This window comes from Sphingomonas sp. FW306-1B-B10E (assembly GCF_058782005.1).
In genome coordinates, this window is record NZ_JBYSXG010000031.1 from 44,220 (window position 1) to 56,142 (window position 11,923).

10 protein-coding genes are annotated in these 11,923 nt (G+C 61.6%); 6 read left to right on the forward strand and 4 right to left on the reverse strand.

The genetic code is table 11. The features are described from left to right. Positions 1 to 108: 108 nt before the first annotated feature. The 3 genes from AC3WJI_RS13175 to AC3WJI_RS13185 form a co-directional block, all read right to left on the reverse strand. Positions 109 to 327: a hypothetical protein gene (locus tag AC3WJI_RS13175; RefSeq protein ID WP_492757729.1), complete on the reverse strand. Its 219-nt coding sequence runs from the start codon at positions 325 to 327 to the stop codon at positions 109 to 111. A gap of 19 nt (positions 328 to 346) precedes the next feature. Next, on the reverse strand, positions 347 to 808 hold the full coding sequence (locus tag AC3WJI_RS13180) for a DUF1810 domain-containing protein (RefSeq protein WP_492757730.1): 462 nt from the start codon (positions 806 to 808) through the stop codon (positions 347 to 349). Between the two features lie 90 nt (positions 809 to 898). Then, positions 899 to 1,153, reverse strand: coding sequence for a hypothetical protein (locus AC3WJI_RS13185; RefSeq protein WP_492757731.1), 255 nt, complete (start codon positions 1,151 to 1,153; stop codon positions 899 to 901). A 448-nt stretch (positions 1,154 to 1,601) separates the two neighbouring features. Here AC3WJI_RS13185 and AC3WJI_RS13190 point away from each other — a divergent pair, with 448 nt between their 5' ends. The 5 genes from AC3WJI_RS13190 to AC3WJI_RS13210 all read left to right on the forward strand — a co-directional run bounded on the left by AC3WJI_RS13190 (position 1,602) and on the right by AC3WJI_RS13210 (position 7,334). Continuing rightward, positions 1,602 to 2,771, forward strand: a complete 1,170-nt coding sequence (locus AC3WJI_RS13190; protein WP_492757732.1) for an ABC-three component system protein — start codon at positions 1,602 to 1,604, stop codon at positions 2,769 to 2,771. Then, a complete protein-coding gene (locus AC3WJI_RS13195) occupies positions 2,768 to 3,277 on the forward strand; it encodes a three component ABC system middle component (protein ID WP_492757733.1) in 510 nt (169 codons plus the stop codon). Before AC3WJI_RS13190 ends, AC3WJI_RS13195 begins: the two co-directional genes overlap by 4 nt. Next, complete coding sequence (locus AC3WJI_RS13200; RefSeq protein ID WP_492757734.1) at positions 3,277 to 5,238, forward strand: DUF3732 domain-containing protein; 1,962 nt, start codon at positions 3,277 to 3,279, stop codon at positions 5,236 to 5,238. The genes AC3WJI_RS13195 and AC3WJI_RS13200 overlap by 1 nt, the downstream gene beginning before the upstream one ends. 263 nt (positions 5,239 to 5,501) lie before the next feature. Then, complete coding sequence (locus tag AC3WJI_RS13205; RefSeq protein WP_492757735.1) at positions 5,502 to 6,437, forward strand: hypothetical protein; 936 nt, start codon at positions 5,502 to 5,504, stop codon at positions 6,435 to 6,437. Positions 6,438 to 6,446: 9 nt separating this feature from the next. Continuing rightward, positions 6,447 to 7,334, forward strand: a complete 888-nt coding sequence (locus tag AC3WJI_RS13210) for a HEPN domain-containing protein (protein ID WP_492757736.1) — start codon at positions 6,447 to 6,449, stop codon at positions 7,332 to 7,334. A 287-nt stretch (positions 7,335 to 7,621) separates the two neighbouring features. Here the strand turns inward: AC3WJI_RS13210 and AC3WJI_RS13215 are convergent, their stop codons facing one another. After that, complete coding sequence (locus AC3WJI_RS13215) at positions 7,622 to 9,619, reverse strand: tetratricopeptide repeat protein (RefSeq protein ID WP_492757737.1); 1,998 nt, start codon at positions 9,617 to 9,619, stop codon at positions 7,622 to 7,624. 283 nt (positions 9,620 to 9,902) lie between these two features. Between AC3WJI_RS13215 and AC3WJI_RS13220 the strand changes: the two genes are divergently transcribed. Next, a complete protein-coding gene (locus tag AC3WJI_RS13220; protein WP_492757738.1) occupies positions 9,903 to 11,369 on the forward strand; it encodes a hypothetical protein in 1,467 nt (488 codons plus the stop codon). The last annotated feature ends 554 nt before the right edge of the window (positions 11,370 to 11,923 follow it).

The window sequence follows — 11,923 nt, forward strand, 5'->3', positions numbered from 1 at the left end:
CGATGCCCGCCGCGGCGCGCTGACCTTCGCGCCGGCGACCCGGCTCGGCGACTCGGTCGGCCGGCTCGATCCACCACAGGGATGTGCGACCAAAGACAAGGGAGGCAATCATCCCGAGCTGATGGCTGGCACGTGCGTGCTGCTGGCGCTGCGCGCCTCGAGCGAACGGAAGACGAGCTGGGCTGCGTCGCGTGCAGTTCGGCGTGCGCCGGGTGAGAGGATCAGGGACAAGGTCAGATAGAGGAGGCGCGAGAGCAGCGAGATCGCGGCGATTTTCGAGAAGCCGGGGTCGCTGCCGAGCACGCCGAAAAAGCCGAACAACAGCATTGTCCACCGCGGGACGACGCTAGCTTGAACCCACCTGCGCAAGCAGCTTAAGCGTCGCAAGGTCGCGCTCGCCGCCGAACCAGCGATCGAGTGCCGCGGCGAGCAGCGGCAGCGGTCGTACTGCCTCGAACAAGGTCAGCGACGAGCGCAGCTTCACTGCATCGACCGCGCCGAGCACTGCGACTGGATCGTTGGTCGCGAGGCCCTGCAAGGCTGCGATGCTGTCGAGATAGCGCTTGCCGAGGATCGGATGGTCGAGATAGCGTTGCGCCTCCTCGGCCGATTGGATGGCGTATAGCTTGGCCATGTCGCTTCGCCCGAGGCCGGCAAGCTGCGGGAAGATGAACCACATCCAATGGGTCCGCTTGGCGCCGCCGCGAAGCTCATCAAGCACCGTCGCATAGACCAGCGCCTGCGCCTCGACGAACCGGTCGAGCGCGGAATCGTCTGTCGCCGTGTCGGGCACATCATACTTAGGCATGGCAGCGATCTTCACTCGATCCGACTTGCGACTCAAGCGTGTCCGCGTCATGTTCCCCAGGGGTGGCGTTGCTTCGCCCCTGCTTGCCAGTCACTTGGTTTCACGCGCACGCAGCACTTCCAGCCACGCCGCGCCGTGACGGGAGCAATGGCAGGGGGCAGCGATGCTGCTTGCCGAGGATGTTGTAATTTCGCCATCGATCCGGTCGCACTGCTCGATCACCGACTTGTGGAACACCGCCAACGCAATGTCGTCGAGACCCGCGCGGCTCGTGTCGCTGAGCAAGTCGAAGAATTGCATGTAGCGCGCGATCCACATGCTGAAGTTCATGGTCGGCGGCTCCACCAGATACGCTCGTCCGCGCACTGCGTCGTAGCGAGCGCGGTTGCTGGCAGCGGAGTTGGCTCCCTCCTCGCGATAGGGGAAGTGCGGACGAGCCTCGGCGAATGGCAGCTACCGGGATCGGGCAACCGCGTCCGAACGGCCCGATTTAGGGTGCATTCCAGTCCGGCAGCTGTTGGGCCGGTTGCGGAATGGCAGGTTTGGAGCATCCGGAGCATGAAGCGGCAGCTATGTATTCGCCTGGCAACACCTTCTCGCATCCGTGGAATCATTGATCCCGCTCTTCAGGCAAGTTGCGATAAGCCTTCGACCGCATAGCGGGCGCCGGGGCGAGCCATAGCGGCAGCTTCGCTCGGCGTGAGTGGGGTTCTGAGGATGACCGACCCGGACGCTTTTCCTGGTTGACCGGAGCTAGCCCTTTCGCACAGCATCGTCCGCAGGGGGCGTAACGATGAATGCCGAAGTCAAGCCGACGAAGCACAGCGCTGCAGGCCAGTATTTAGGCTACGCCTTGCAGCCTGTGCGGCTATTCTATCATTTGCTCACATGCCCCAAGGGCGCGCGGGTCTCTTTAGAATACCTCGACGACGTGGCCGTTCATTACCTCGACGGCAGCCTCTATCTTGAGCAAACCAAAAGCGCGCAGAAGCAGAATCCGGTTTCGGATTGGGCAACCGACCTTTGGAAGGCTTTCGACAACTGGCTCGTGATGATTGAGGCCGGGACTTGCGCCCCGGGGGCAACACGATTTAGCATCTATGTGACGCCCCCCAAGTCTGGCGATTTTGTTAAGTCATTGTCTGAGGCCGGGAACGTCGAGCAACTGAGCGGTGCGATCGAGACGGTGAAGCAGAAGCTAGGGAAGCTAAAAACCCCTCCGGCTTGCGCTGCGCACCTCCAGCGGTTCCTAGAGGCCGGGCAAACGACCCAGCAGGCGATTGGGCTACCCTTCACGCTGATCGCCGATTCCGAGGACCCGCTCGATACCATCCGCGATCTTCTTAAGCCATCGGTCGCCAATGAGCATATCGACCTCCTGATCAAATCAGGGATCGGGCAGGCAAAGCAGGCGATCGATCGCCTGATCCAGCGCGGTGAGTTGCCGATACTCGAGGCGGATTCCTTCCGTCGTGACTTCCACGCCTTTGTACGGCTCAACAATTTGCCGGGGCTGCTGGTATCAACGAGCGAGATTCCGGGCCCGGAAGTCGTGAGCGCGATCGCGTCGACCCGCCCGGTCTTCATCCGCCAGTTAGAACTCGTCGAAGTCGAGGAGGATGAACGGCTCCGCGCCATCAGCCACTTCTTGCTAACCTCCGCGGACAAAGCCGACTGGGCTGACCGCGGCTTCATCTTCCCACGAAGCCTCGAGAGCTGGGACGACGATCTGGTGGCGCGACATAGCCTCATCCGAGGAGATGTCGCCGACTTGCACGGCGACAAACCGTCTTCACTTCAGGGTCGGTTGGCATTCCGCCAGGCGATGCGTCATCAGGCTCCGCTGGAAGGTCGCGCGGTTCCCGATCATTTCGTACAGGGAAGCTTTCACGATCTTGCCGATCGGCGACGTCTTGGTTGGCACCCCCATTCCGATGCCCTGCTCGATGAGGACGAAGCATGAGCCTCATCTACGGTGCAAGCTTGGGCGAGATCGAAGCCGTTCAGAATCCGGCAGTCGGCGCATATCTGATCTGGCACTTCGGCTTGGGGTACCAAGAGGACGGCGCAGAAAATGTGCCGCTGCCCCTCGCATTCCTGGTGCTGCCGATGCTGCTCCATCGCCCCACGTTCGAGGAAGTCATGTCGACCAGGAAATCTTCCGGGTTGGCGCTGTTCGCTGCGAAGTTCGACAAGGAACGCGAGACGCTGGTGGCGCTGCATGATCGCGCCCTTCAGCTGCGAGAGTTGAGCCTTCAAGCGATCGGCGTGGCGACAACCGCGCGTCTCATCCGGATCGACTACGCCGAAGCAGCCCTGAGAGCCTACCCCTTGGACTTGCTCGGCGCAAAAAAGCCGGTCGTGCCTGAACGGCTCAAGGGCTTCGGCTCGGCGGCCGAAAAAATCGGCTACTGGTTCTCGAAGCTGGGCCTACCTCAAATCGCTTCAACACTCAGGGTCGATTTCTGATGTTCTTCCAGCTTCAAAAACTGATTCTCTGGCCCCGCGACCACCGCGATCCGCGGATCGTCAGCTTCGCGCCAGGTGTCGTCAACGTGATCAGCGGTGCATCGAAGACCGGGAAGTCGGCCGTCATTCCCATCATCGACTATTGTCTGGCTGCCGACAAATGCGCGATTCCCGTCGGCGTCATCCGCGAGAACTGCAGCTGGTTCGGGATCGTCGTCGACACCGTTGAGGGACAGAAGCTGTTCGCACGCCGAGAGCCCGGCGATCAGCAGGGCACGCACGACATGGTGTTGATCGAAGGTGACACCGTCGATGTCCCGCAGCGCATTTCCGGGAAGGACACCACGGTAAAGGCCGTGAAGCGGGTGCTCAACCGTCTGGCCGGCCTGACCAACTTGGATTTCGAGCCGGACGCCGAAGCAACCTTCAAGTCTCGACCCAGCTTCCGTGACCTGATGGCGTTCACCTTCCAGCCGCAAAATATCGTGGCCAACCCGGACGTGATGTTCTTCAAGGCGGATACCACCGAGCATCGCGAGAAGCTGAAGACCATCTTCCCCTATGTGCTGCAGGCGGTGACCGCGGACGTGTTGCAGGCACGCTATGAGCTCGAGCGGCTGGGGCGGCTGCTAAGGCGCCGGGAAAGCGACCTGCGAGCGCTGACCGCAGCCGGGAATGCTTGGCGGTTGGAAGCGCAGGCGTGGATCAGACAGGCGATCGAGTTCGGCCTGGTGCTTCCCAGTGAGCAGATTCCTGTCGCTTGGACCGATATCGTTGAGCTCCTGCGCGGCGTTGTGGCGAGGAATTCGGACGCCGCCCACCCGACGATCGAGGGCATTGACCAATCGATGAATCGCCTTCGACAGCTGCGAGAAGACGAGAGCAAGGTTTCCCTTGAACTCACTCAGCAGCGCCAACGCCTTACCGAGCTGCGACGCCTGATCGAAAGCAGCGACGCCTATGGCAGCGCGATCCGAATCCAGCGTGATCGCCTGTCGCTATCGGACTGGATCCGCCAGCTGACCGGCGAGGAGCGCCCACAGGAGGCTCTTGCCGCTATTGGCGACGGGGGTATCGACAAGATCGAGCAGCTCAGCGATGCGCTGGCAGCTGTCGAGGTCCGCCTCCGCACCCACCCTAGCATTTCGGACACGCTCGATAGGGAAATCCTGCGTCTGCGCGGCTCGACCGAACTTCTTCTGGGCCGCCTGAACGAGATCAAGCGCGAGATCGGTCTCCTCGAGCGCAACTCGCAACAGGCCAAGCAGGCCATCGACCGATTCGATCGGATGGAACGCTTTCTCGGGCGCCTTGAACAGGCATTGCTCCTTTATGACCGCACGGATCAATCCGCGGGCCTCCGCCAGGAGATCGACGGGCTCAAGAGGCAGATTGGGGAGCTGCAACCGCTCGTCTCCGAGGCAGAAATCGCGCGAAAGCTGCGTAACGCTCTCGACACGATTGAAGGCACCACCGGCCGGTTTGTGCCTCGTCTCGACGCGGAGTGGCCCAACGCGCCCGTTCGCCTGATGGTCGATGACCTTACGGTGAAGGTCGTTCGGGGGAGGAGAGATGACTATCTCTGGGAAATTGGCAGCGGCGCGAACTGGCTTGCATACCATGTCGCGCTAACTCTCGCGTTGCAGGACTTCTTCCTCGACATCCCGCACCATCCCGTCCCGGGGTTGCTGGTTTATGACCAGCCCAGCCAAGTCTATTTTCCCCGTCGCGTTGCGGGAGATGAGGCCATCGAGCCTGTCTCTTGGCGCGACGAGGACGTCGTCGCGGTACGAAAGGTGTTCCAGCTGCTTGGACAGCAAGCACTCGCCGCGCGTGGGCGCTTGCAGGTCATTGTGCTGGACCACGCGGACGAGGACGTTTGGGGCGGGCTGCCGGGCGTTGAGTTGATTGAAGAGTGGCGGGGTCAAGCATTGGTACCCGAGGAGTGGGTGTCCACCTAAAGAAGCGCGATCGATCCAGCGCAATTTCAATGGGGCAGCCTCCACGGGCTATCGACCGTATCGGCGGTCCTTCCGCCAATCAGCGGCGCTAGCTCGCGCCGGGCGGAGAGCCACGCCCGCCGCGGCGCCCCTTGCCGATCAGCTTCACGTACCGGCTGCGCCGCGGCCAACCATTGCAGACACTCGCTGCGCCACGATATTGAATGTTCACGTAAACTGCTATACTTACGTGAATGGATCATCTCACGTGGAGGTCTCGTGTTATGGAATTTCGCTCTCCGGCCGTTGCCGCTCAGCAGAATGCAAGGGCACTGAATTTCCTCACCAGCGATCTTAGCGACCGGGAGGCGGGTCGAGATCGCGTCGCACAGTTGATCGAGGAACTCGGCAATGCCGTCGAGCGGTATCCTGACTGGCATCCCATCCTGACGATGCCTCTTCGAAACGGAGGGGAGTACATCTCGGATGTCAGGCAACTGAAGGCCTATGCAGGCGTCGACCACACTCAGGAATTCGTGCGCGGATTCGTTACTTGTCCCTATTCCGACGCTAAGGCGGACAGGCTCGTCGCGTCGGTTGGGCAGATACCCGGGCTCTATGCGCGCAGGCTCGACGGGCCGCTGTACGCGGACAGCGCATACCCGGTTGTTGTGGTCGCCATGAACGTGGAGCTTGAGGCGGATGGCACCATTCGAAGCCGGGACGCCATCGCCTGGTTCACGCAGAACATGGCGGCAGCGGCTGATCGCGCGCAGGTCGCGGAGACATGGTGGAACATTCGGCTCAACATCCTCGGCGGCCCACATGGGTCCCGGTCGTCGCTCTTCGTGAATCAGCACGCCGGCGCACACATGCGCAAGATTCTGGAAGCGATGAATGCCAGCGGCATGTTCGGTCCGATACTGGAATCGTCGCTCGACATGCTCTCGCCCAAGAAGCGCGACGCGATCGCCCGGACTCTCATCCGTACGGCGATCGACGCGTGGGACCGAGAAAGTCCCTCGTTCGAGTTCGAGCTGCGTGGCGAAACCTGCAAGGCCTCGGTCCGCGACACCTGGGACGACGGCATGGAATTGTCGATCCGGGTGGAGATCGGGAAGCACGACCTTTACGTGACGGGGTTCTACTATCCCAAGGACGACAAGATCACGCACACGGACCCTACCGGTCGACGCGATATCGCGGCTAAATTCCTTTAAGGCGCGCTGATGACCAACTGGACAAAGGAAACGCTTCACGCGCTGGACGTGAAATTTGCCGAGCGGGGACTGCATCCGCATCAGCGCCCATTTCATGCTGCGATGGAGATCCTCGGATCGAGCTTCTCAATTGGGGCTGGAGGAAATCCGGAAGTGAAGCGGATCATGGATGCGTATGCCCAGATGATCCCCGAGGTTGAGGCCAACTGGCCGGGCATGGGGATCGGGCTCGCGGCCGTCGTCGATCAGGTTCGGCGTGTGGTGGTACCGGTCGTGTTCGGTAGACCCCAGCAGATATCCGTCTGGAACGGCTTGGGCTTCGCCAGCGACGAGGAGTGGTGGCGCTGGTGCCGAGAGGATCGGGAGCTTGCAGCCCGCTCGAGCTTCGCATTCGCCGATCTCCACGATCTCACCTACGGGCTGGACGACATGCAGGGTGGCGCTGGTCCGGAGCTGACCCTGTGGAAGATGGCGACGTCGAATCTGGCCGATGCGGCAAATAATCTGCCGACGGCGTTCAGCGTGGACTCGGTCCTGCAGCCTATCTGCATGACGGCCGAGTTGTCGCTGAAGGCCGCGTTGGTGAAGAACGGGGCCGATCCGAACTCGTTCAAAGGCAGGGACGGTCACGATCTCGCGAAGCTCATGGCCAGGCTCGCGCAAGAGACGCCGCACCGCGACGACGCGATCGCGACCGATGTGGTTGGGCATTTGCCGCCCTACGTTGCGAGCCGGTACGCGCCGGCGGGTCTGAATAGGCTGGCGGTGGTGCGGCTTGCTGTCGGCGTACAGTTCTTGGCGGCATCAACCGTCAGGCGGTTCAGCGATCGCGATATCGCCGCGCAGATGGAAAGCGGGGGATGGCCCGCGCCTCGTCCACCGCTTTTTCCATCATGAAATGAGCAGGGCATGGTCGGGTGCGGGTCTAGCCACTCCAGGATTCGCTGCTCCGCAAAGGGGGTCCCGTCGCTGACGATCCCGAGTTGGAACTAGCGGCGTCGCGGGTCGTCCGGTGAGATTAACGGACGACAGGTTGGGGCGCGCGCCGAACGAGGCTGAACGGCCGAGAGTATGGGGCGTATTGGGGACGGAGTCTGACGAGCCCGCTGATCGATGGTCAGGATACGAGCAGCGTGTCGTCCTGCGGTGGCATATTAAGGAGCCGATGCGGAACCCGAGACTGATCACGAATGAGTGTTAGTCGGATCCGCCGGGGCTTCCCCAAAAAGGACGCCGCCTGCCAGGTGGATCGCCACGCAATCGAGCGCTTGCTTGCGAAGTTCATGCTGCGGAAAATTTCCCAGAGCTTCCCACCAGATGCTGACGGCCTCATCCCGCTCGCCCTTATTCCATAGCGCTCCACCCAGTTCGAAGAACGCGGTACCGTCGGTCGGATCAATCTCCGTTGCCTTGCGGAAAGCAGCGACGGCCTCGTCGGATCGGTCCAGATGAAGGTACGCGTTTGCGACCTGCACCCAGCTCAACGCGTCCGGCTGTATCCGTTCAGCTTGGTCTAGGAGTAGCGGAAGACTCTCCTCGTGCCGGCCAAGAAACAGCAGTGCCGTACCTAGGCAGTATCCATATTCGCCTCCGTCGAGGTCATATGCCCGACGATAGCACCGCTCCGCTTCGTCCCAGTCCTCTTCCTCCTGCGCCCAATGCCCCAGCCTGTCCCATGGCAGGGCTGCATCGGAATCATCAGCCTTCGCAATGTGCTCGTCAAACTCGACCCGAAATTCACGGTAGGTCTTGCCAACGTCCACACCCTGACCGCGCAAGTAGAATGTTGCCATCAGGAGCTCGATTCTGGCACGCGGATGGTCGGGATACCGAGCCACGTAGCGGCGCCAGAACGGTAGGGCCTGTCGCGCATTGTCCACAGTGGTCCTCCCGAAGAGCGCGACCAGCCTCGCGCACCAAGGCCAGATCCACATCTCGTCCTCAGCTCGACCGAGCATGGTGTTGATCTCGCGAAAAGCAGCGCGTCCTTCGCCCAGATTGAACAGTGCGTTCATCCTCCAGCTGGCGACGCCTGACATCGCATTGGGTTGCCTTTTCTCGAAAACTACTTGGTCGAAATGGTCGAGGGCTTCCTGATACCTGCCATTGCGGATGTGGTACTGGCCCAAGGCGTAGTGGGCCTCGGGGAGCGCGGGATCCAGCTCCAAGGCCCGGTGGTAGTGCGACGCCGCCGACACTTCGTCTCCCAGCCGCTCGATGCTCGTCCCGAGGTTCTTCTCGATCTGCGCCTCCAGCTCGCCCATTCTCGCGATCTTCGGATCGGAGAGGGCCGTCTCGTAGGCGATGCGGGCCTCAACTTCGCGCCCGAGCGCGGAATAGGCGTTACCTATCGTATAGTTCAGACTTGCGGGCTGAAAGCGTCCATGCCTGAGCTTGTTCCTAAAGTGCTTGATGGCCGCCTCGACCCGGTCGCGGTCGATTTCCCTGCCATCCATCCCGAAGTTGATCTCTGCCATGTACGCGGGGCCCATGGCGTCCGAGCCGGGACCCAGCACCGCCGCGAACTGGTCGAAGGCTGCGCTGATGGCATCGTCAGTGCCCTCTTCGTAGAGAGGGTTTAGGAGCTCGGCCGCAGCGTCGCGATCCGCAGGAACATGGACGTCCGGGGCGCGACGCCGAAGCAGCGATGGCACCACCGAGGCCGCAGCGCCGATCTGACCCGAGCGGCGGCGACGCAAAGCGATCGCGCTGGAACGTACGAGCGCTGAGTATTCACCGAGCCACTCGGCGGTCAGCTCCGTGTCAAACGTGATGGTCAGCGAATCCTGTTCGGTCCATCCGCGTCCGTTGTGCTCGTACTGCCGAAGCACGGACTCCACTGTTCTCACGCGCAACGAGCGAGACGGTTCGTGGTGACAGACGTAGATGCTGTGTGGCTGAACCAGGAGGTAGTTCAGGTTGGTCCGCGCGACCTGAACGCTGACGGAGCCGTCCGAGTTGAGCTCACGCCGCGTACCCTTAATCTGGACATGTACGCGTGCATTGGATGCCGCCCCCGACCCAACGGCCTCGATCTGACAGTCGGTTCCGTAGTCCCTGCGGTCGCCCGCCTGGAGGTCGAACGCTTCGCTGGTTGCGAGCAGCGCGTTGAACGCTGCAACCGCGCGCTCCTCTATACCGCGGTTGTCGTCTCGCTTGGGAAATTGATCGAGGTGGTCCATGCAATCGCGACACTAGTGTGGCGGTAGGGAATTGCCGAGATCGCCAATGCACTAGAGCGATCAACGGCGCGAGTGGCGACGGAAGCTGGTCGGCCTCCGCTCGCTGAACGCGCTGGGCGCGCTAGTCCTGCAGCAGCGAGGAAGAACGACTTCAAAACTGGCGGACCGAGCGTATGATCGGTCCTGCACAAATTGGTTGCATGTTGCGTAAGAATACGTCGGAGTCTTGCACGCGCGAGTATCTCTTCCAACGTTCGGCCTTCAATTTTTGGGGAAGAGCGACATGGGAGAGGCCAAGGCGAAGCGGAAGGCGCGCGCAGAACGTGAGAAGCTGAGCAATCGAATCTCTCGATCGCGCTTCAACCTGCTTGCAATCGGCACGAGAATGTCCCCGGCCGCCTTTCTTTACGAGGAGGTCGATTACTGGGCCGATCTCGATGAACTGGTAATCGGCGTCATTGCTCGGGACGTCACCGACGACGACTACTACTGGTCGCTGCTGGCTCGCGACCGCAACGGCCGCTTCCGCTCAGCCGACACGGACGGTAGCCTTCGCTCTGCGGGGTATGCTACGGTCGCGCTTCGCGAACGCATTGCGAAGGCCGTATCCGGCGAGGACCTCGCGGCACTCGGCACCCAAGGCGACGAGACCAATCACCCCACAGATCTACTCACCGTACCGCCCGGAACGAAGGAGATGGATCTTCATCCGAACTTCAAGCTGCTGCTCGACACTCCTGGCCGCGCACCAGCCCGCGCCGTCTTCAAGGAACTCGGCCCTTGGCTTGCGCCTAGCGATCCGCACTTCGTGAAGGAGTTCCAGACGAAGCAGTTCGACCAGAGGCTGTGGGAGCTGTACCTCTGGGCGGTCTTCCGCGAGCTCGGCTACGACGTGACGCAGCCCGAAGCGCCGGACTTCCACATCGCGTCGCCCCGCGGAGAATTCACGATCGAGGCAACAACTTGCGCGCCGTCGGAAGCTGGCGTGCTCGCCGATCATCCCGATCCCCAGACACCAGAGGAGATGAAGGTCTTCCTCTCCGACTACATGCCGATGAAGTTCGGCGCGTCGCTCACCGCCAAGTTGAACAAGAAGAACGCCAACGGCGAAAGCTATTGGGAGCGCGGTCCCGGAGCTGGCAAGCCGTTCGTGATCGCCGTTGCCGACTTCCACAAGCCGGGCGGAGACGGAGAGGTGGGGTCGATGACCTGGACGCAGGATGCACTGTGGCTCTACCTCTACGGACACCGCATTGAGTGGGAGTTCGTCGACGGAAGTCTGTCCATCCGTACCGTCAAGATCGGCGACCACGTCTATAAGACGAAGACCATCGAGACGGGTTTCTTCGACCTGGAAGGTGCCGAGAACATCTCAGCGGTGGTCTTCTCGAATGCGGGCACGCTAGCCAAGTTCGACCGCATGGGCGTCGACGCCGGCTACGCACCGGATGACCACCGCTACCTTCGCATCGGCTTCCGCCTCGACCCGGACCCGAACGCGGTCGTGGGCACTCCGTTCAGCGAGGAGGTTGTTGCCGATTACGGTGAACGCTGGTCCGATGAACTGCAGGTCTTCCACAACCCTCGCGCAAAGTTCCGGCTCCCGCTGGAGGCATTCGCGGGGGCGACGCAGCACACCTTCGAGGATGGCCAGCTCATCTCGTACTCAGTCGGAACCCCGGTGCTGAGCTCGCAGACCATAATCATGCGTCTGGTCGGCGACGAGGAGCTCAAGGAGGCGACGGTTTAACCATCGCCGCCGTCATCTCCAGTTCGCGGAGTGACGAAGTACTGGTCAAGCTCCTGGAAGTTCGCGTCGATCAGTCCGAGAGCCTCGCGGCCGAGCGCGGAAAAACCCATCGGCGTCCAGCACATCCGGTCGGCTCTCACTCGAGAACTGGATGCGAAAGCCAGTGTATTCCAAATGAACGAACGCCTGCTTTCGGGTGAAGCGAGTAACAGCGCGAACGACGGCAACCGGGGCGCAAAGCGGACGCCGCCTGTGTCGCGCCGCTCCATAAAATCTCGCGCCAAGTGTGGGGAAAAATGTGGGGTAGCCGATGGCCGCGCCATAAAGTTCTTAGTGAAATCAGTTCAATGCGGCAGAATCTGAGGTTCCTCCCGCTCCGCCACCTGCGCCTTTGGGCCTCGCCCAAACCGGTGAAAAATGTATGAACCCGCAGAAATCAGCAGGTTTTTCTAGCTGATTTTCGAAGTATCCCACACTTGACGTGCTTCCCTGGAACTCCGCCAGTTTGAGCTAGAGTCCGTCATTGAGGGGGCGATGATGAAGCGCAGCAGGTT